This window comes from Listeria immobilis (assembly GCF_014322845.1).
Taxonomy (GTDB): domain Bacteria; phylum Bacillota; class Bacilli; order Lactobacillales; family Listeriaceae; genus Listeria; species Listeria immobilis.
In genome coordinates this window covers 52,165-73,357 of record NZ_JAASUA010000010.1, presented here as the reverse complement: position 1 = coordinate 73,357, position 21,193 = coordinate 52,165, and the positions used below count along the sequence as shown (strand labels likewise).

The window sequence follows — 21,193 nt, the reverse complement described above, 5'->3', positions numbered from 1 at the left end:
ACGGAGGGTAACGACTGATGAAATCAAAACGCTTTGAAGAATTAGCAAAACGCCCGGTTAATCAAGATGGTTTTGTAAAGGAATGGATAGAAGAAGGCTTAATAGCAATGGAAAGCCCGAATGATCCAAAACCTAGCATTAAAATTGAAAATGGTAAAGTAGTCGAAATGGATAGCAAAAAACTAGCTGAATTTGACTTAATCGACCATTTTATCGCTAAATATGGAATTGATTTATCTCGTGTAGAAGAAGTTATGCAAATGGATTCTGTGAAGCTTGCCAATATGCTTTGTGATCCAAATGTACCACGTGAAAAAATCGTTTTACTTACAACTGCGATGACACCGGCAAAAATTGTAGAAGTAGTATCACAAATGAACGTAGTAGAAATGATGATGTCAATGCAAAAAATGCGTTCTCGTCGGACACCTACAACACAAGCTCACGTAACTAATTTACGTGATAACCCAGTACAAATCGCAGCGGATGCAGCAGAAGCAGCAATTCGTGGTTTTGATGAACAAGAAACAACTGTTGCGGTAGTTCGTTATGCACCATTTAATGCACTTAGCTTACTAGTTGGGTCACAAACTGGTCGTGGCGGCGTACTTACACAATGTTCTTTAGAAGAAGCAACTGAGTTAGAACTTGGTATGCGTGGATTAACTTGTTATGCAGAAACTATTTCCGTTTATGGAACAGAACCAGTATTCACAGATGGAGACGACACACCTTGGTCTAAAGGGATTTTAGCTAGTGCTTATGCTTCCCGTGGGCTGAAAATGCGTTTCACTTCAGGAACAGGTTCGGAAGTACAAATGGGATATGCAGAAGGAAAATCAATGTTATACCTAGAATCTCGCTGTATTTTCATTACAAAAGCAGCTGGCGTTCAAGGATTACAAAATGGATCAATTAGTTGTATCGGAATTCCAGGAGCAGTACCAAGTGGAATTCGTGCTGTACTTGCAGAGAATTTAATTGCAGTAATGCTTGATCTGGAAGTTGCATCTGGTAATGACCAAACATTCTCGCATTCTGATATTCGTCGTACAGCTCGTTTACTAATGCAATTTTTACCTGGAACTGACTATATTTCTTCTGGTTATAGTGCAACACCAAACTATGACAATATGTTTGCAGGTTCCAATTTCGATGCAGATGATTTTGATGATTATAATATTTTACAACGTGATTTAAAAGTAGATGGTGGTTTAACCCCAGTTACCGAAGAAGAAGTTGTTGCAGTAAGAAATAAAGCGGCTCGTGTTATCCAAGTTGTTTTTGAACAATTAGGTCTTCCAAAAGTAACGGATGAAGAAGTAGAAGCAGCAACATATGCACGTGGAAGCAAAGATATGCCAGAACGTAATATGGTAGAAGATATTAAAGCAGCAGCTGAAATGATGGATCGAGGTGTAACAGGTCTTGATGTAGTAAAAGCTTTATCTGCTGGTGGATATGATGATGTTGCCGAAAGCGTACTTAATATGTTGAAACAACGTGTATCCGGAGACTTCCTTCATACATCTGCAATTATTGACAAAGATTGGAATGTTATTAGTTCTGTCAATGATTTAAATGATTATGCTGGTCCAGGAACTGGTTATCGCTTAGAGGGCGAACGTTGGGAAAAATTAAAAGATATCGCTGTTGCGGTTGATGCAAACGAATTAGACTAAGCTACTTCCCATTTTTTATAAAGGAGGACTAAGAGACATGGTTGAAATTAACGAAAAAGTACTTCGCGGAATTATATCCGAAGTGCTAGATGAATTACAGCTAAAAGAAGATAAAATTTCTTTTCAAAAGGAAAAACCTGTTGCTGCAGTTTCAGAAGAAAGCTTTTTAACAGAAGTTGGGGAAGCTGAACCTGGAAGACAAAAAGATGAAGTGGTTATCGCTGTTGCGCCAGCTTTTGGAAAATACCAAACGAAAAATATTGTTGGTGTCCCACATAAACAAATTTTACGAGAAGTAATTGCTGGAATTGAGGAAGAAGGATTAAAGGCACGTGTTGTTCGTGTATTCCGTTCTTCTGACGTTGCTTTTGTGGCAGTAGAAGGAGATAAATTAAGTGGTTCTGGTATTTGTATCGGAATTCAGTCACGTGGAACAGCTTTAATCCACCAAAAAGACTTACAACCACTTTCAAATTTAGAACTTTTCCCACAAGCACCACTAATTACACTTGAAACATATCGTGCAATCGGAAAAAATGCTGCGAAATATGCTAAAGGTGAATCACCTAATCCAGTACCAATGGTGAATGATCAAATGGCTCGTCCTAAATTCCAAGCAAAAGCGGCGTTACTTCATATCAAAGAAACGAAACATGTTGTTCAAGGGAAAAATGCGGTAGAACTACAAGTAAACTAATAGTGAGGTGAAAAAAATGAATCAAGAAGCTTTAGAAAATATGGTTAGAGATATTTTGCAAGAAGTGAACAGTGGTGCGGTTAAAACAACTACTTCACAGAAAGTAAGCGGAGATTCGCTTACAGTTCGTGATTACCCACTTGGAACAAAACGTCCAGAACTTGTTAAAACATCCACCGAAAAATCATTAGATGATATTACTTTAAAAAATGTTTTAGACGGTACGATTAAACCAGAAGATGTTCGAGTAACTGCCGAAACATTAAAAATGCAAGCACAAGTAGCAAGAGATGCTGGTCGTGCGACACTTGCTAATAATTTTGAACGTGCAGCAGAACTAACGGTTGTTCCGGATGAGCGTATTTTAGAAATTTATAATGCGATGCGTCCTTATCGTTCTTCCAAAGCAGAACTTTTTGCCATTGCAGATGAGTTAGAAAATGTTTATCATGCAACCATTTGTTCAAATTATGTACGTGAAGCAGCAGAACTTTATCAAGAGCGTAAAAAATTAAAAGGTGATAACTAAAACATCTTGCTCTCGATTACGAAGGAAATGCGGTGAAATAAATGAAGTATATTGCAGGCATTGATATCGGAAACTCTACGACAGAAGTAGCACTTGCTAAAAATGATTCTTTGGATGACCCAGTTTTTGTTGCAAGTGCCATTACGGAAACGACTGGTATCAAGGGAACAAAACAAAATCTTCATGGAATTTTTAAAGCATTAAATCTTGCTTTAAAACAGGTAGGTGCAACTTCTGCTGATTTAGCCGAAATTCGGATTAATGAAGCAACTCCCGTAATTGGTGATGTAGCGATGGAAACAATTACCGAAACAATCATCACTGAATCGACCATGATTGGGCATAATCCCAAAACACCTGGTGGGCTAGGGATGGGTTCCGGTATAACAGTTCTTTTGGATGAGTTAGCTTCCAAACCAAATAAGGATAGTTACATTGTTATCATTCCAAAAACAGTTGACTTTGAAGATGCGGCACTAGCGATAAATGCTTATGCTGAACGCGGTTATCAAATTACAGCTGCAATTCTTCAAGCGGATGATGGCGTCCTTGTTCATAATCGCTTAAATCACAAAATACCGATAGTAGATGAAGTTAGTTTTATTGATAAAGTTCCTGTAGATATGTTAGCAGCGGTTGAAGTTGCGGCACCAGGTAAGGTCATTGAAACAATTTCAAATCCATATGGTATTGCGACGGTATTTCATTTAAATTCTGATGAAACAAAAAATATTATTCCAGTCGCTCGAGCTTTAATTGGCAATCGTTCTGCGGTGGTAATTAAAACTCCTGAAGGGGATGTAAAAGCACGCACTATTCCAGCTGGTCACATTGAGCTCACCTCTTTGAATCGGACGCTTCGTGTAAATGTTGCAGAAGGATCCGACAAAATTATGCAAGCAATTAGGTCCTTATCAGAACTGGATAATGCGAGCGGAGAACCAGGGACGAACATTGGTGGGATGCTTGAAAAAGTACGGCAAACAATGGCTGGACTAACAGATAAACTTCCAGCAGATATTTTTATACAAGATTTACTTGCGGTTGATACATTTGTCCCTATGGATGTTCAAGGTGGACTTGCTGGTGAATTTTCGATGGAACAAGCGGTTGGTATTGCCTCGATGGTAAAAAGTGACCATTTGCAGATGGCTGCGATTGCTTCTGAGATGGAGCAAGAATTAAAAGTAGCTGTTAAAATCGGAGGCGCAGAAGCCGAAGCAGCAATTCTTGGTGCGCTTACAACCCCGGGAACAAATACACCTCTAGCCATTTTAGATCTTGGGGCAGGTTCGACGGATGCCTCCATCATTAATGGTAAGGGAGAGATGATTGCAACTCATTTAGCAGGTGCTGGTGATATGGTAACCATGATTATTCAGTCAGAAATTGGTTTGGAAGATCGCTATTTAGCAGAAGATATTAAAAAATATCCGCTAGCAAAAGTAGAAAGTATTTTCCATATACGTCATGAAGATGGCACGGTTCAGTTTTTTGATACCCCACTTTCTCCAAGCGTATTTGCCAAAGTAGTTATTGTAAAACCAGATGGCTTTATCCCAATTCCGGGAGATGTATCAATCGAAAAAATTAAATTAGTACGCCGTTCTGCTAAAGAGCGAGTTTTTGTAACGAATACTATCCGCGCACTTGAATATGTTAGCCCAACTGGAAATATTCGCGACATTCCATTTGTAGTAATTGTTGGAGGATCTGCACTTGATTTTGAAATTCCACAATTAATTACGGATGCACTTTCGCATTATTCGCTTGTGGCTGGTCGTGGAAATATTCGCGGAAAAGAAGGTCCAAGGAATGCTGTAGCAACTGGGTTAATACTTTCTAATAAGCGAGGCGATCTTGCATGATTCCTGTTCTAAGTAAACCAGCGATATATTTTCATGCAGATACAGATGCGAATCCAGATTGTATTAAGCAAGTGTTGTTTGGAATAGAAGAAGAAGGCATTCCTTGTGAGTTAGAAATTATGCCCTTAAAAGATGAGGTAGAGGCAGCATTTCGAGCTTCTGCAAGTTCGCCGCTTTTAGTCGGAGTTACACTAAAAAATGATCATTTAGTGATTCATTATCGTAATTTACCCCCAGATAAACCACTTTTTTCTGAGTACCGTTTTGAAGCGAGTACTACCGAAGAAAAGCGGAATATAGGGATGAATGCGGCGCGGCTTGTTAAGGGTGTACCTTTTAAATAAGGAGGTGAAGGAATGCATCAAGCGATTGGTATTATTGAGATTAAAGGACTGGCTTCCGCAATTACTGTAGCTGATACTATGGCTAAAGTAGCAAATATTGATTTAATTGACACCGAAAAAGCAAAAGGTTTTGGCTGGATTACGGTGAAAATTGAAGGCGATGTCGCAGCGGTCAATGCAGCATTAGAAGCAGGAGAGCAAACAGCCATCCAATCAGATAGCTTTGTTGCGAAAAAGGTCATTCCTCGTCCAGGAGAAGAAATTTTCACGGTGTTTTGGCCAAAAGAAGAAGTAGCGCCGGAACCAGAAAAAGAGGAACTAGCTCCGGTAGAACAAGAAAAACCAGCTGAACCAGAAGTAATGGCAGAAGCAACATGCAATTTATGTCATGATCCAGCTTGCCCTCGAGTAAAAGGGGATCCTAGACAAGACTGCATCCATTTTGACGAAGAAAAATAAACCCAATTTTAAGGAGGAAATAAAATGAATAACGCACTTGGAATGATTGAAACTAAAGGACTTGTTGGCGCAATTGAAGCAGCTGACGCAATGGTAAAAGCAGCGAACGTATCACTTGTTGGCTATGAAAAAATTGGTTCTGGACTTGTAACAGTAATGGTTCGTGGTGATGTTGGCGCAGTAAAAGCAGCAACAGACGCAGGAGCTGCAGCAGCACGTAATGTGGGAGAAGTTCAATCTATCCACGTTATTCCACGCCCTCATAATGATGTGGAAACATTGTTACCAAAAGGACTATAAACCGTGGAACGAGAAGAATTAAAAAGTCTGATTAAAAAAATAGTGGCAGCAAAACTTGATGGTGCGGAGACAGAGATTCCAATTGGAGTCTCTAACCGCCACATCCATCTTACAGAATCGGACTACAACCAATTATTCCCAAATGAGCCAATTCAAGTGAAGAAATGGCTAAAACAACCAGGCGAATTCGCAGCAGAACAAACATTAACGGTTGTTTCTGATAAGGGCGAATTAAAACGTGTCCGAATTTTAGGACCATTACGCAAATTTTCGCAGGTGGAACTTTCTAAAACTGACGCAAGAATGCTTGGGATGCAAATACCGATTCGTATTTCTGGTGATATTGAAGGAACGCCCGGAATTAAACTCGTTTCAAAAGAACACGAACTTACTTTATCAAAAGGTACGATTATTGCAAAACGTCATATTCATTTGCCAGAAAGTGTAGCAACGGAATATGGTGTAAAACAGGGGGATGAAGTTTCTGTTCAAGTTGGTTCAGAAATGCGTAGCCTCATTTTGCATCATTGTACGATTCGAGTAAATAACCAATTTATTCCAGAAATGCATATTGATACCGATGAAGCAAATGCGGCAGATATTGCTGGCAATGCTTTTGCAAAAATAATCAAGCCGTAACTAATAAGGAGGTGGAGAAATGGACATTTTACAAGTAGCAAATGAGCGGATGGAACAACTTGCGGCATTAATGAATAAAGACAAAAAACAATCTATTGCTAACGAAGCAAATGTGAAAGTTGGCGTCGATTTAGGTACATCCTCCATTGTATTTGTTGTATTAGATGAGGACGATGTGCCACTTTTTGGTGCATTTGAATTTGCTGATGCAGTAAGGGATGGACTGGTTGTTAATTACCGCGAGTCAGTGGAAGTGGTAACACGTCTTAAAGAACGGGCAGAGAAATGCCTCGGGATAACACTAACACATGCTTCAGGAGCAATCCCACCCGGCACAATCGGTAATAATAAAAAAGTCGTTGCTAACGTAATCGAAAGTGCAGGAATGGAAGCACTTTATACGATTGATGAACCAACCGCCGCCGCTGCAGTGCTTGGTTTAAACAATGGAGCAGTAGTGGATGTCGGAGGTGGTACAACCGGTATTAGTGTTTTTCAGGATGGGGAAGTGATTTATACCGCTGATGAACCAACTGGGGGAACACATATGACACTTGTTTTAGCAGGTTACTATGGAGTTACCGTAGAAGAAGCTGAACAGAATAAAAGAAAACAAAAAGATTCAAGCGAACACTACTCTGTGATGCGCCCTGTAGTTGAAAAAATGGCAGAAATCACCCGAGTTCATCTCGAAAAATCTCCTTCAGAACCACTTTATATTGTTGGCGGGGCTTCGGCATATAGCCAATTTAAAGGCACATTTGAAAGCTATTTGAAAATGCCTGTTTTTCAACCAAATTATCCACAATATGTTACGCCGCTTGGTATTGCAATGAGTTCAGGGAGCGGAAATCTATGATAGAAGAATTAGTAAAAATCATTGTCGAACGCTTGAAAATGCGAGCAGCTAACCAAACTAGTATTCCTGTTTCGAAAATGCCACGTGATCCAGTTGCGATTTTTATGAAAAGCGGAACAGTTCGGTTAACACAAGTAAACCAGCATTTTCTAGAACGATTGCTTAGTGGAAATCGCTCGGAGCTCTTATCTTGCTGGTTAAAAAAAGCAGTAGATTATGAGATTTCTCTAGAACTAGAACTATTTGATAACGGGGAACCTTGGCTTGATTATCAGATGCTCACGTCTATTCCGTTTCCAATTTTTAGTGTTACGGGTGAGCTGTTGGTTCATTCAGAAGGTGGCGTTATTTGTTATAGTGATAGCGCAATAATCCCAAGCGGAAGTACACTTTGCAAATATAAAAAGCAGCTTATTACACCGCTTGCAAATGAATTTTTAGTGAAAAATAATATTGCAGTGCGGGAAAGGCAGTGATGGAATGTACATGGCAAAAATTACTGGAAGTGTAGTTTCTACTAAAAAAGAAGACTCGCTTGTTGGGAAAAAATTAATGATTGTCCAACCAGTAGATGCAAATGGAGAAAATGTTCGTTCTGAAGAAGTTGCATGTGATTCTGTTGGTGCTGGTATTGGTGAGTATGTCCTTGTCGCTCGAGGAAACGCTGCTAGAAGTGTCTTTATGGAACCAAATAGTGCAATTGACTCGGCAATTATTGCAATTGTTGATAGTTTTGATAAGTAAGGAGTGATAAACTCATGAGTATTTATACAAAAACTGGCGATAAAGGCACTACTGCGCTATTTGATGGAAGTCGTGTGAAAAAATATGATGATCGTGTGGAGACATATGGCTCTTTTGATGAATTAAATGCCGAAATTAGTGTTGCTGAAAAATTTGTAACTTCTGCTGAAAATAAAACGTTACTTCGAAATATCGAACGACAATTATTTTATCTTTGCGCAGAACTTGCAACAGAAAATGAAGCAGCACTTAATGACAAAATTATAATCACACAAGATGACATTAGTCATTTGGAAAAAATCATCGACAATTATTCGACCAAATTACCCAAAGTAGACAGTTTTGTTTTACCAGGTTCTAGTACAGCAGGAGCATTTTTACATAGTGCTCGCACAATAGCAAGACGCGCGGAACGATTATTAGTTCGTTTTGCAGAACAAACTCCAGTTAGAATGGAAATATTAAAATATGTCAATCGTTTATCAGATTGCTTATACATCCTTGCCAGAGAAGAAGATTTTAGACAAATGCTCGATAAAGCAACTAAATTAATTGTTGAGAGATACTTAAAGCAAACTGAAAAAGAACCGTCCAAAACGACAGAACTATCCTTTTCCTTTTGTGAAAAATTAATGCGTCATGTTTGTGCTATCTCTGAAGAAGAAGGTGTTCCAGTCACGTTGGCAGTAGTTGATGCGCACGGTAATTCAAGGTTTAATTATCGTATGGAGCATGCTCTCCTAGTAAGTGCGGAACTTGCAACAAAAAAAGCCTATTCGGCAGTAGCGATGAAAACAAGTACAGAAAATTTAGCAGAAGCAGTTCAGCCAGGTGCCGAGCTTTATCAATTAGAAACTTTGACGAACGGAGATATTGTAACGTTTGGCGGAGGGGTTCCAATTTATACGTCAAATGGAACGATAATTGGTGGAATTGGAATAAGTGGTGGATCTGTGGAGCAAGATATACGCATTGCCAAAAAAGCATTATCAATGATAGAGAAGGGGTAATTCAGTATGGAAGCATTAGAACTTGAACAACTGGTAAAAAAAGTTCTTTTAGAGAAATTAACCAGTCAAAATGAAGAACCAGCAATAAAAACAGGAGCAAAAAGTGGTATTTTTGACACGGTTGATGAAGCCGTTCAAGCGGCAGTAATCGCACAAAACTGTTTTAAAGAAAAATCGCTGGAAGAGCGTAGAAATGTTGTACAAGCAATTCGCACAGCACTTTATCCAGAAATCGAAAATATAGCTACACGAGCTGTTGCAGAGACAGGTATGGGTAATGTAGCAGACAAAATCTTGAAAAACACTTTAGCAATTGAAAAAACCCCAGGAGTAGAAGATCTTTATACAGAAGTAGCAACTGGAGATAATGGCATGACGCTTTATGAACTTTCTCCATATGGTGTTATTGGAGCAGTTGCACCAAGTACGAATCCAACAGAAACATTAATTTGTAATACAATTGGGATGCTTGCTGCGGGTAATGCTGTATTTTATAGCCCACATCCAGGTGCCAAAAATATTTCTTTATGGTTAATCGAAAAATTAAATACAATTGTTCGCGAAAGTTGTGGCATTGATAATTTAGTCGTTACAGTAGAAAAACCTTCCATTCAAGCAGCGCAAGAAATGATGAACCATCCGAAAGTCCCACTACTTGTCATTACAGGTGGACCAGGAGTAGTTCTTCAAGCAATGCAATCTGGGAAAAAAGTGATTGGAGCAGGCGCTGGAAATCCACCATCTATAGTAGATGAAACAGCAAACATTGAAAAAGCCGCAGCGGATATTGTAGCAGGAGCTTCTTTTGATCATAATATTTTATGTATTGCTGAAAAAAGCGTCGTAGCAGTCGATAGTATTACAGATTTCTTATTATTCCAAATGGAAAAAAATGGCGCACTACATGTGACTAATCCAAGTGATATTCAAAAATTAGAAAAAGTAGCTGTTACTGAAAAAGGAGCTACCAATAAAAAATTAGTCGGAAAAAGTGCAACGGAGATTCTAAAAGAAGCAGGAATAGCTTGTGATTTTACACCAAGATTAATTATTGTTGAAACAGATAAATCACATCCATTTGCGACCGTAGAACTTTTAATGCCAATTGTTCCAGTTGTAAGAGTAAAAGACTTTGATCAAGCTTTAGAAGTAGCAATCGAATTAGAGCAAGGATTGCATCATACAGCAACCATGCATTCGCAAAATATTTCTAGATTAAACAAAGCAGCGCGCGATATGCAAACATCTATTTTCGTGAAAAATGGACCATCGTTTGCAGGTCTTGGCTTTGGTGGAGAAGGTAGCGCAACTTTCACTATCGCGACACCTACTGGGGAAGGCACAACAACTGCTCGTCATTTTGCTAGACGTCGCCGTTGTGTTTTAACAGATGGTTTTTCGATTCGGTAAGAGGAGGCAAAAGTAAATGAATAGCTTTCAAATCAAGACAAAAGTGGCTTTTGGCACAAATAGTTTACAAGTTTTAACAGAAATTAAAAATAAAAATGTTTGGATAATTTGTGACCGTTTTTTAGCAGATGGTGAGGGCTTGCAAGGTTTAATTGGTAAGCTTGATACAACTAATAATGTGCATATTTTTACAGATGTTGTTCCGGATCCTCCCATTTCGAAAGTTGCGAGTGGGGTGAGTGAAGCTGGTAAACTTCAGCCACAAGTGATGATTGCTTTTGGTGGTGGTTCCGCCATTGATACAGCAAAAGGGATTTATTATTTTGCCAAACGATTAGAAAAAATCAATATTGAAACATTTATCGCTATTCCTACAACGAGTGGAACTGGTTCTGAAGTAACAGCCGCAACAGTAATTACTGATCCGACTACGAAAATTAAATATCCATTGTTCCTTGATGAATTAATTCCAGATATGGCTATTCTAGATGCGCAATTAGTTGTCACTGTACCACCGGCAATTACTGCAAATACAGGAATGGACGTATTAACTCATGCTATTGAAGCCTATGTTTCAAAAGCAGCTAGTGATTACACAGATGCTCTAGGTGAAAAAAGTGTTCAACTAACATTGCGATATTTAACCAGTTGTTATGATGATGGTCGTAATTTACTTAACCGTGAGAAAATGCACAATGCTTCCACAATGGCTGGAATGGCTTTTAATTGCGCTAATCTTGGCTTAAATCATAGCATTGCGCATCAATTAGGTGCTCAATTTCATGTTCCACATGGTTTAGCCAATGCGATTTTATTAGATGCCGTTATTCGTTTTAATGCATTTAAAAATCGAGAAACTGAGCAAAAATATGCAGAAATGGCACGTATTTGTAGCATTGCTTCTAGATCTGACTCAAATGAAACGGCTGTTAGATTATTGCGAGAACGAATCGGTCAAATGATGGAGCATATGCAAATGCCACGAACATTAACAGAGGCGGGTGTAGCAAAAGAAAAAGTATTTGCGAAAATGGATGAAATTGCGACCAATGCGCTTAAAGATGCTTGTTTGCCAACCAGTCCTACAACACCATCGCATCAAGAACTAAAAGAGATTTTAGAACAAATTATTTAAAGAAAGATAAAAAAGGAGGATAAACTATGTCAGCATATTTGGCGGAATTTATTGGTACGATGGTTTTGATTATGTTTGGGAATGGACTTTTAGCAGGACTGAACTTGAATAAATCTTTATCACAAGGTGCCAATTGGGTTGTTGTAACATTTGGTTGGGGCTTCGCAGTAATGATTGGGATCTATATAGCAGGAGCATATAGTGGTGCTCATTTAAATCCTGCAGTAACTATTGCGCTTGCAGTAGGCGGAGGTTTTCCTTGGGCAGATGTAGTACCTTATATTATTGCTCAAATTGCGGGTGCTTTTGTAGGTGCATCCATCGTTATTTTACATTACTATCCACACTTCAAAGCAACGCCAAAAGAAATTGATACACATGGTATTTTTTCTACTGGACCTGCCATTCGAAATACACCATTCAACTTAATTAGTGAAATCATTGCGACTTTTGCGTTTATTTTTGGTTTACTAATGATTGGTGCAAATAATTTCACTGATGGATTAAACCCGCTTATTCTTGGTTTTCTTGTAGTAGCAATCGGAATGAGTTTTGGACCAACAACAGGCTATGCAATCAACCCAGCACGTGATTTCGGGCCAAGACTGGCGTACTTCTTATTACCAGTTCCAAATAAAAGTGGATCTGACTGGCGCTATGCTTGGATTCCAATTGTAGGACCAATTATCGGTGGTTTACTAGCCATTGGACTTTATAACATTTTACTATAAAAAAAACAATGGAGTAAACGACCAATTCGTTGTTTACTCCTTTAAAGATTAGAAAGGACGGATCATTATGCAAAAAATTATGGCGATAAATGCAGGGAGTTCTTCACTGAAATTCCAGATTTTTGAAATGCCGGGAGAAGAAGTGATAGTGAAGGGTTTAATTGAAAGAATTGGATTACCAGGTGCCATATTCAACATGTCCTTTCAAAATGAAAAAATGAAAGAAGTTTGTAAAATCGAGAACCACGGAGAAGCAGTAGAAATTTTACTTGACCAACTAAAAAAACACCAAGTAATAAAAGATCTTTCAGAAATCGCTGGAGTCGGTCATCGTGTTGCTCACGGTGGGGAAGAATTTGTTTCATCTTGTATCGTAACAGATGAAGTAGTAAAAGGAATTGAGTCAGTTGCAAGTCTTGCTCCTTTGCATAATCCAGCTAATATTATTGGGATTAAAACATTCCGCGAGTTGCTTCCAGATGCTATATCTGTAGCTGTATTTGATACCGCTTTTCACCAAACAATTCCAGAAGAAAATTTCTTATATGCACTTCCTTATGCACTTTATGAGAAACATCACATTCGAAAATATGGTTTTCATGGGACAAGTCATCAATATGTTGCCGGAAAAGCAGCAGAAGTTCTTGATAAGCCTTTAGAAAAATTAAAAATCATCTCTTGTCATTTAGGCAATGGGGCTAGTGTTTGTGCGATTGAAGGTGGGAAATCTGTGAATACGTCAATGGGATTCACGCCCAATGCAGGGTTGATGATGGGAACACGTTCTGGTACAATTGACGCGACAATCATACCGTATTTAGTGGATGAACTAGGCTATAGCTTGGATGAAGTTGTCCAAATGATGTCCACTGAATCTGGTGTTCTTGGCGTATCTGGCATTTCTAGTGATTTTAGAGATATTGAAATTGCTGCTGGAGAAGGAAATTCCCGAGCTTTATTAACACTTAGAATGTTCACTGGTCAAATTTGTAATTATATTGGCGCCTATGCTTCAGCAATGAATGGCTGTGATGCGCTACTATTTACAGCTGGTGTGGGTGAAAATTCTCCATTAATCCGTAAGATGGTTACAGAACAACTAAGCTATCTTGGTGTAACTTGTGATGTGACAAAAAATAATGCGGGTGATATGATAATTAGCGAAAATAATCAAGCGGTAAAAGTTTGTATCATTCCAACTAACGAGGAATTAATGATCGCCCGTGATGTGGAAAATTATGCGAAACAACCGACAAGATAGGAGCGATTTTTGGTGAAAATGACGACAGCTGCACACGGAGGGAACTACGGTGAACTGGCAAAACAACATGGATTAACAAAAGAAATGGTGCTTGATTTTAGCGCAAATATTAATCCATTAGGCGTTCCCGCTAGTTTAAAAACAAAGATAACAGAAAATCTGGATATGTTAACTGAGTATCCAGAACCTGATTATTTGGCGCTCCGTGCGCGTATTGCGTCATTTCATCAACTTGAAATCTCTAATGTTATCCCTGGAAACGGGGCGACAGAATTAATTTTTGGTATAGCAAAAGTAACACAGGCGCAAAAAGTTCTAATACTTGCGCCTACTTTTGCGGAATATGAACGTGCATTTTGTGGTGCGGAAATTATTTATGCCGAACTTTCCAAAGAAAACCATTTTGCTGCATTTGAAACCGTATTTGAAATAATTAAACGTGAAGCAGATTTAGAGGCCGTTTGTCTTTGTAATCCTAATAATCCGACAGGGCAGTTAATCAGTCAAAAAGAAATGATACAGATTGCCAAATTATGTGAAGAAAGAAACATTTATCTAATTATTGATGAAGCTTTTATAGATTTTTTAGAAGCAAGTGAGCATGTTTCGATGGTACATTATTTAGCGGAATTTTCGCATTTAGTTATAATTCGTGCTTTTACGAAATTTTTTGCAATACCTGGGTTACGCCTAGGTTATCTACTAACCAAAAATCAAATGATTCAGGAGGCATTGCTCCAAATTCGCGAACCATGGTCGATAAATACGTTTGCGGACATCGCGGGACAATGTTTATTGGATGATGAAAAATACATAGAGCAAACTTATCGCTGGCTTTCAAAAGAGCGAGCATACTTATATGATGGGCTAAAAAAATTTCCAGAACTAACGGTATATAAACCAAGTGTTAATTACATTTTCTTTCATCTAGAGGAAAAGTGTGACTTGCGAACAGAATTATTACTTAAAAAAATCTTTATCCGCAGTTGTGCTAACTATCGTGGTTTATCCGAGCGTTATTACCGCGTAGCAGTCAAAAACCGCAACGATAATCAGCAACTTTTACAAGCGCTTGAGGTGATTTTCAGTGGAAGTTAAAGCAAAATGTCCAGCTTCATGTGGCGAGCTTTTGCAGGGTTGGATACAAGGTGGCGAAAAATTAATTTCCTATCCAATCAATTGGTTTTCCGAAGTCACTTTATCCGATAAAATAGTTGCTCCTAGTACAGGTGAAACGAAAGCATGGCGCGCATTTCATCTAACTTGTGAGCATTTTGGTGTGCCTGAAAATGAGCGACCAAATGTTTCACTTCAAGTAAAATCAACCATTCCTGTCGCTAAAGGAATGGCAAGCTCTACAGCGGATATTGCTGCTACAATTGGCGCAACAGCTAGCTGGTTAAAGCAACCGGTAACAGATACTGAAATTGCTAAACTATGTCTACAACTCGAACCAACTGATAGCACTATTTTTTCAACTCTCACACTATTTGACCATTTAGAAGGGACTACGATTCATTCCACTAATTGGTTACCAAAGTTAGGTGTGGTAGTTTTAGAGCCACTTACTATTCTCGAAACAGCCATTTTTAGGCAGGAAAGTCATCAAAAGCAATTGTTACAAAATGAGGAGAAGTTGGCGTACGGATTCGCGCTTTTTGAACAAGCAGTAGAGCAACACTCGATTTCCTTACTTGGAGAAGCGGCCACCATTAGCGCAACATGTAATCAAACTATTTTAGCTAAACCTTTTTTTAAAGAAATACTTGAAGTTATCGAACAGCTTGATTTACCAGGTGTTAATGTTTCTCATAGTGGAACCGTTGTTGGTATATTTTATGAACAGCAGAAAATCAATCCGCTCGAAATTTTATTTGAACTAGAACGGCGCTATATCACTACTTTTTACAGCAGATATTATTTTCGGGAATGGACGACTGGCGGAGTTCAAATAAGTAGTTGAAGCAAAATTTTCTTGCATAGCAATGTATTTGTGCTATAATAACGGTGGTAAATGAATTCGCTCATACAAACTAATAGATAATGGAAGTCTGGTGAAAATCCAGCACGGTCCCGCCACTGTAAGGAGTTAGACGCTCTAAGTCAGGTCTTTTATCTATTTGTTTTAACTGGTTGTACTGCTTCGAGGCAAAGCAAGTACAATTCTTGGTTCCAGTGTAGTTGTCTCACTGGGGCTTTTTTATTTGTTTTTTAGCAAATAAGCCCACTGTAATGGTTTTGGTGCCGAGAATTGAGCTGGATTTATCATTTACCAAGCACCATACGCACAAAGATGTGCACCGCTTAAGTTTATAGTGGGCAATGGTCTTTTCAACGTTGAAAAGAGGGATACAAAGAGCGTATCTACATTGCCTATTAACAAAAAAGATTTGACATTTCCACTCGTTTGGTTTTTAATAAAGTGGACAAATAAAATATTTTACAGTACAAAGGCGTGCTGTTTACTTAGCAAAGAAGCTTTGAGTTGAAAGAGGAAATTTCTCTACTCAAAGCTTCTTTTTTAGTTTTAAAAAATTTAGGAGGTAATCTCATGCAAAAAGTTAGTTTTAAAACAGACCTTTATATTGGCCAAGGAGCAACAGAGCGTTTACTAGATTTTAAAGACAAACAAATTTTTATTGTAACAGATCCATTTATGGTTAGTTCGGGCATGATTAATGCAATTACAGAAAAAATTGATCCATCCAATACATACACTATTTTTAGTGAAATCATCCCAGATCCGCCAATTGAAAATGTAGTGGCTGGAATTGAAGTTTTAAATCAATGTGATGCTAATTTAATGATTGCTATTGGTGGTGGTTCAGCGATTGATGCAGCGAAAGCAATGAAATTTTTCGGACAAAAACTAGGTACGGTACGCGCAATGCCATTTATCGTTATCCCAACAACTAGTGGAACAGGTTCAGAAGTGACCAGTTTTTCTGTCATTACCAATAAAGAAAAAGCCATTAAATATCCACTTATTACGGATGCGATTTTACCAGATGAAGCTATTCTGGATGCGGATTTGGTTAAGTCAGTTCCACCAGCAATTACTGCGGATACAGGAATGGATGTACTTACACATGCACTAGAAGCCTATGTTTCAACTAAAGCCAATGATTATTCAGATGCCATGGCGGAAAAAGTAATTCAGCTAGTCTTCACCTATTTAGAACGTGCTTACAAAGATGGAAATGATTTAGAAGCGCGCGAAAAAATGCACAATGCTTCTTGTCTCGCGGGAATGGCTTTTAATATTACTTCATTAGGTTTAAATCATGGAATTGCACATACTGCAGGAGCTAAATTTAAAATTCCACATGGTCGTATGAACACATTACTATTACCGCATGTTATTAGCTATAATGCTGGACTAACAAGTGATTTTGGTAACAATCCAGACAGCCGTGCAGCAGAACGGTACACAGCGATTGCGAAATTACTTAAAATGCCCGCTTCTAACACAAGACTTGGCGTGCGGAGTTTAATTAATGCGATTAAACAGCTTCAAAAGAAATTGAATATGCCAACGACTTTAGCAGAATGTGGTATTAGCCGCACAGAATTAAATGAATATAGCTCACAAATTGCAGAAGGTGCGCTAAATGACGGGTGTACAGCAACTAATCCGAGAATACCTACAGAAACAGACGTAAGTGCTATCTTGGAAAAAATGCTTGCTTAATTTTAAGTTAATTCTAGTTGTGAAATAAATAACCTATTGACATCGTTTTCATGCTACCTTATAATAGAACCGAGCACAAAGACGTGTGGAATAATAAATATAGCAGAGCAACGGGGCTCCCTCAAAAATATTACACAATATTTTTAAGGGGCTCTTTCTATTTTCTTGGAGATTTTTTCTCTAGCTCTTTAACTCTTTCGCTCAAGTAAATGCTTCTAATAGTGATTCGAACATATTTTGTACGAGTTAACTTATAGCAAAAAAAGAGGACGTGACAGGAATGAATGGAAGAATTGTAATAGCCGATGATGAACCTATTACAAGAATGGATATCCGAGACATACTGGAAGAAGCGAACTACACTGTTGTAGGGGAAGCGACAGATGGTTTTGAAGCAATTGAACTTTGCAAAAGCCATCAACCAGATTTAGTCATCATGGACATTCAAATGCCACTCTTAGACGGTTTGAAAGCAGGGAAACGAATTATTTCAGAAGGCCTTGCTGGCGGGATTATTTTACTAACCGCGTTTAGTGATCCAAAAAACACGGAAAAAGCAAAAGGATTCGGAGCATTAGGCTATTTAGTAAAACCGCTTGACGAAAAAAGTTTAATTCCAACAGTTGAAATGAGTATTGCCAAAGGACGAGAAACAAGAAAACTAGAACAGCAGTTAGAAAAACTAACCAAAAAATTAGAAGAACGAAAAGTGATTGAAAAAGCAAAAGGTGTGCTTATGATTGAGAATAACATCACAGAGGAAGAAGCGTATAATATGATTCGTAATCTAAGCATGGATAAACGTTGCCCGATGATGGAAATTGCAGAAACGATTGTGATGAGCGATGACTAACACTATTAGAGAAATGTGTTTACGCTATACTGATTTAGCCGAGTATGATATTGACGAATTGATTCATACAGCAGAATCTCTAAGTAAGTCAGCGATGTATCAAGACGTGGATGTTTTTATTGATGTCTATAATAAGCTAACAAATGAGGCACTCGTAGTTCACCATACACCACCAAAAACAACCAACTCACTTTATAAAAACACTGTTATTGGAGAAACAGCCCTTCGAAGTAATGAACCAGGTGTACTGAGAACACTCGAAACGGGAATGAATTCCAATGATCTGCTTGCAAAAACACAAGAAAATGTTTTAATTCGTCAAAAAGTGTATCCCATTCGAAATAAGCAACGAGTTATCGCTGTCTTGATTTTAGAAAAGGATATAAGTGCAGAAATTAAAGCACATTTTGAAATTGATACGGAAGATATGGCCTATCGAGATGTCTCAACTACCTTGTCTGCAATGAGTAAATTAACAGACTCTATTACGGATCAACTTGATGATGCAATCTTAATTTTTGACAGAAATGGTATTTTACAACAAAAGAATTATGCAGCCGATCAGTATTATGAACGACTTGGTTACATGGAAAATATCCACGGAATGCATTATGATAATTTATCGCTGGATCAAATGATGTTTGATGCGATTATGTACCAAATCGAAACTGGTAAACAGCCCATTCAGCTAAAAAAAGAAGTGGTCATTGCTGGGAACTATTTCATAATGAAGCAAATTTTTGTCAAAGAAGATGATGCACAGGAATGTAGGTTTATCCTTATCTTACATGATATAACAGATATTAAAGTAAAAGAAGCCGAGATCGTATCAAAGTCAGTTGCCATTCGTGAAATTCACCATCGTGTTAAAAATAATCTTCAATCTGTTGTATCGCTGCTCCGAATTCAAGGGCGTAGGTCAACAAGCGTGGAGGCACAAAAGATTTTAAATGAGAGCGTTAGTCGAATTCTCGCTATTGCCGCAACGCACGAATTGCTATCAAAGCAAATGGAAGACGGCATCAACTTATATATGGTAATCGAAACGGTGGCTTACAATGTAGAAAGATGCTGTACTGATTGCCCTAAAATAGCAGTGCGGATGGATATTGATAAACGAATTTATTTGGATAGTGATCGAACCGTTGCACTTGCTCTAGTCATGAATGAGCTATTACAAAACTCTTATGATCATGCATTTCATCCAAATGAATCAGGTGAAATTTTACTACAAATAAAAGAAGAAAAAAATATTATTCACGCCGAAGTAACTGATAATGGACATGGCTTTAACGTTCGCAAAGTTTCTGAGAAGAGCCTCGGACTTTCGATTGTAAAAAGCTACATAAAAGATAAACTTCGCGGCAAAGTAACGATTGAATCAAATGAACATGGGACGAAAACAATGTTTGATTTTAAATACAATTCTATCCACGCTACAAAGAAGTAGTGATGAAAAAGCGATGAAGCTTAAAGCCAAGTAACGATAACGTTATTTGTCTTTAAGCTTTTTCTTTTTGGAATGAGAGGAGTGAATGGTTTGGCGGAAACGATTTTAAGTGTAGGAATTGACCTTGGAACATCGACAACGCAGCTAATATTATCAGAACTAGAAATTCAAAATATGGCATCAAGCTTTACCGTGCCACGAATTGTTATTTCAGATAAACGAATCATTTTCAGAAGTGAAATACTATTTACGCCAATACTCGCGGATAACATGATTGATGTAGAAGCAATTCGCGATTTTGTAACAAAAGAATACGCTAATGCAGGTATAAAAAAAGAAGACATCGGCATGGGAGCAGTAATTATTACAGGCGAAACAGCTCGAAAAGATAATGCCAGTAATGTTCTTGATGCTATGAGCGGCTTTGCTGGGGATTTTGTTGTAGCAACTGCTGGACCAGATTTAGAAAGTATCATCGCTGGAAAAGGAGCAGGCGCACATACCTATTCCAAAGAAAATAATACTTCTGTAGTGAACTTAGATATTGGTGGTGGGACGACAAACTTATCATTGTTTGATCGTGGTGAACTAATTGATACAGCATGTTTAGATATTGGTGGCAGATTAATTAAAGTCGACCGTGAAACTAAAAAAATTACCTATATAGCACCCAAAATCCAAGCATTAATCGAAAAACGTGGTTATCCAATTACGCTTGGTGCAACTACTTCGCCAGAAAATTTACAACCAATTTTAGGTGAAATGGTTGAATTACTTAAAAATAGTGTGGGACTTGGGGCGGCAAATGACTTTTATGAAACAATTATCACCAATAAAGGCTTAAAACAAACCAATGAAATGGAAGCTATTTCCTTTTCCGGCGGGGTGGCAGATTGTATCACAACTGGAGCGTTAACGGATCCATTTAGATACGGAGATATTGGTCTTTTACTAGGCAAGGAAATAGCAGAATCTAGCCTGATGACCGAAAAAAAGTATATCGAATCTGTCGAAACCATACGGGCAACTGTAGTCGGAGCCGGTTCACATACAGCCGAAATTAGTGGTAGCACCATTACTTACACCGAAAAAATTTTCCCAGTGAAAAATATTCCGATTTTGAAACTTGCCAAACAAGAAGAGAATGAGCAAATGGCAGAAATCATCCAGGAAAAACTAAACTGGTTCAAAATAGATAATGAAATGGAACGGATTGCACTTGCGATTGAAGGCGAAAATAGCCCGAGTTTCCAAACAGTTACAGAATATGCAAAAGCCATTTGTGAAGGAATGAAAGAACCAATCGCACTTGGTCATCCATTAATTATCATTACTTGGCACGATATGGCAAAAGCGCTCGGACAAAGTATTTTCGGGCATTTACCAGCTGGCTATCCACTTATTTGCTTGGATAGTGTCAAAGTTGATAATGGTGATTATATTGATATAGGAAAACCAGTTGCTGACGGGAAAGTACTACCAGTTGTAGTAAAAACCCTAGTCTTTAACTGATCCATATATATAGCTTTAA

General features: G+C 38.2%; 22 protein-coding genes and 1 riboswitch. All 22 genes read left to right on the top strand.

The annotated features are described in order from the left end of the window. Nucleotides 1–17 precede the first annotated feature (17 nt). The 22 genes from HCJ45_RS12110 to eutA all read left to right on the top strand — a co-directional run bounded on the left by HCJ45_RS12110 (nucleotide 18) and on the right by eutA (nucleotide 21,174). Entirely contained in the window at nucleotides 18–1,682 is a 1,665-nt protein-coding gene (locus tag HCJ45_RS12110) for a propanediol/glycerol family dehydratase large subunit (RefSeq protein WP_185347532.1), read from the top strand. A gap of 37 nt (nucleotides 1,683–1,719) precedes the next feature. Continuing rightward, on the top strand, nucleotides 1,720–2,379 hold the full coding sequence (locus HCJ45_RS12105) for a propanediol/glycerol family dehydratase medium subunit (protein WP_185398321.1): 660 nt from the start codon (nucleotides 1,720–1,722) through the stop codon (nucleotides 2,377–2,379). 16 nt (nucleotides 2,380–2,395) lie between these two features. Then, the gene (locus HCJ45_RS12100; protein WP_185347536.1) at nucleotides 2,396–2,908 is read left to right on the top strand and encodes a diol dehydratase small subunit; all 513 of its coding nucleotides are present in this window, start codon (nucleotides 2,396–2,398) and stop codon (nucleotides 2,906–2,908) included. Between the two features lie 41 nt (nucleotides 2,909–2,949). Next, nucleotides 2,950–4,776, top strand: coding sequence for a diol dehydratase reactivase subunit alpha (locus HCJ45_RS12095; RefSeq protein ID WP_187124966.1), 1,827 nt, complete (start codon nucleotides 2,950–2,952; stop codon nucleotides 4,774–4,776). After that, a complete protein-coding gene (locus tag HCJ45_RS12090; RefSeq protein ID WP_185347540.1) occupies nucleotides 4,773–5,120 on the top strand; it encodes a glycerol dehydratase reactivase beta/small subunit family protein in 348 nt (115 codons plus the stop codon). The genes HCJ45_RS12095 and HCJ45_RS12090 overlap by 4 nt, the downstream gene beginning before the upstream one ends. A 12-nt stretch (nucleotides 5,121–5,132) precedes the next feature. After that, nucleotides 5,133–5,579 (top strand): BMC domain-containing protein, encoded by a 447-nt coding sequence (locus HCJ45_RS12085; RefSeq protein WP_187124965.1) that lies wholly within the window; start codon nucleotides 5,133–5,135, stop codon nucleotides 5,577–5,579. 24 nt (nucleotides 5,580–5,603) lie between these two features. Then, nucleotides 5,604–5,879, top strand: a complete 276-nt coding sequence (gene pduA, locus HCJ45_RS12080; protein ID WP_003719364.1) for a propanediol utilization microcompartment protein PduA — start codon at nucleotides 5,604–5,606, stop codon at nucleotides 5,877–5,879. A gap of 3 nt (nucleotides 5,880–5,882) precedes the next feature. Continuing rightward, nucleotides 5,883–6,518, top strand: a complete 636-nt coding sequence (locus tag HCJ45_RS12075; protein ID WP_187124964.1) for a phosphate propanoyltransferase — start codon at nucleotides 5,883–5,885, stop codon at nucleotides 6,516–6,518. Nucleotides 6,519–6,537: 19 nt separating this feature from the next. Next, nucleotides 6,538–7,377: an ethanolamine utilization protein EutJ gene (gene eutJ / locus HCJ45_RS12070; RefSeq protein ID WP_187124963.1), complete on the top strand. Its 840-nt coding sequence runs from the start codon at nucleotides 6,538–6,540 to the stop codon at nucleotides 7,375–7,377. After that, the gene (gene pduM / locus HCJ45_RS12065) at nucleotides 7,374–7,853 is read left to right on the top strand and encodes a PduM family microcompartment protein (RefSeq protein ID WP_187124962.1); all 480 of its coding nucleotides are present in this window, start codon (nucleotides 7,374–7,376) and stop codon (nucleotides 7,851–7,853) included. The genes eutJ and pduM overlap by 4 nt, the downstream gene beginning before the upstream one ends. A 4-nt stretch (nucleotides 7,854–7,857) precedes the next feature. Further along, nucleotides 7,858–8,121, top strand: a complete 264-nt coding sequence (locus HCJ45_RS12060; RefSeq protein ID WP_185347550.1) for a EutN/CcmL family microcompartment protein — start codon at nucleotides 7,858–7,860, stop codon at nucleotides 8,119–8,121. A gap of 14 nt (nucleotides 8,122–8,135) precedes the next feature. After that, nucleotides 8,136–9,131, top strand: coding sequence for a cob(I)yrinic acid a,c-diamide adenosyltransferase (locus HCJ45_RS12055; RefSeq protein WP_187124961.1), 996 nt, complete (start codon nucleotides 8,136–8,138; stop codon nucleotides 9,129–9,131). A 6-nt stretch (nucleotides 9,132–9,137) separates the two neighbouring features. Beyond that, a complete protein-coding gene (locus HCJ45_RS12050) occupies nucleotides 9,138–10,541 on the top strand; it encodes an aldehyde dehydrogenase family protein (RefSeq protein WP_187124960.1) in 1,404 nt (467 codons plus the stop codon). A 16-nt stretch (nucleotides 10,542–10,557) separates the two neighbouring features. Next, nucleotides 10,558–11,676, top strand: a complete 1,119-nt coding sequence (locus HCJ45_RS12045) for a 1-propanol dehydrogenase PduQ (protein WP_185347555.1) — start codon at nucleotides 10,558–10,560, stop codon at nucleotides 11,674–11,676. Nucleotides 11,677–11,702: 26 nt separating this feature from the next. Continuing rightward, entirely contained in the window at nucleotides 11,703–12,407 is a 705-nt protein-coding gene (locus HCJ45_RS12040) for an MIP/aquaporin family protein (protein ID WP_185347557.1), read from the top strand. A gap of 67 nt (nucleotides 12,408–12,474) precedes the next feature. Then, nucleotides 12,475–13,668: an acetate/propionate family kinase gene (locus HCJ45_RS12035; RefSeq protein ID WP_187124959.1), complete on the top strand. Its 1,194-nt coding sequence runs from the start codon at nucleotides 12,475–12,477 to the stop codon at nucleotides 13,666–13,668. Nucleotides 13,669–13,680: 12 nt separating this feature from the next. After that, a complete protein-coding gene (gene cobD / locus HCJ45_RS12030; protein WP_187124958.1) occupies nucleotides 13,681–14,766 on the top strand; it encodes a threonine-phosphate decarboxylase CobD in 1,086 nt (361 codons plus the stop codon). Further along, nucleotides 14,756–15,631 carry a GHMP family kinase ATP-binding protein gene (locus HCJ45_RS12025; protein ID WP_187124957.1) on the top strand — a complete coding sequence of 292 codons (876 nt, stop codon included), beginning with the start codon at nucleotides 14,756–14,758 and terminating at the stop codon, nucleotides 15,629–15,631. The genes cobD and HCJ45_RS12025 overlap by 11 nt, the downstream gene beginning before the upstream one ends. A 55-nt stretch (nucleotides 15,632–15,686) precedes the next feature. Beyond that, nucleotides 15,687–15,836: riboswitch (adenosylcobalamin (AdoCbl) riboswitch) on the top strand. A gap of 383 nt (nucleotides 15,837–16,219) precedes the next feature. Further along, the gene (locus tag HCJ45_RS12020) at nucleotides 16,220–17,359 is read left to right on the top strand and encodes a 1-propanol dehydrogenase PduQ (protein ID WP_187124956.1); all 1,140 of its coding nucleotides are present in this window, start codon (nucleotides 16,220–16,222) and stop codon (nucleotides 17,357–17,359) included. Between the two features lie 271 nt (nucleotides 17,360–17,630). Then, complete coding sequence (locus tag HCJ45_RS12015; RefSeq protein WP_185347566.1) at nucleotides 17,631–18,212, top strand: ANTAR domain-containing response regulator; 582 nt, start codon at nucleotides 17,631–17,633, stop codon at nucleotides 18,210–18,212. Then, a complete protein-coding gene (locus HCJ45_RS12010; RefSeq protein ID WP_185347568.1) occupies nucleotides 18,205–19,662 on the top strand; it encodes a sensor histidine kinase in 1,458 nt (485 codons plus the stop codon). Before HCJ45_RS12015 ends, HCJ45_RS12010 begins: the two co-directional genes overlap by 8 nt. A 90-nt stretch (nucleotides 19,663–19,752) precedes the next feature. Then, the gene (eutA, locus tag HCJ45_RS12005) at nucleotides 19,753–21,174 is read left to right on the top strand and encodes an ethanolamine ammonia-lyase reactivating factor EutA (protein ID WP_187124955.1); all 1,422 of its coding nucleotides are present in this window, start codon (nucleotides 19,753–19,755) and stop codon (nucleotides 21,172–21,174) included. Nucleotides 21,175–21,193: the final 19 nt, after the last annotated feature.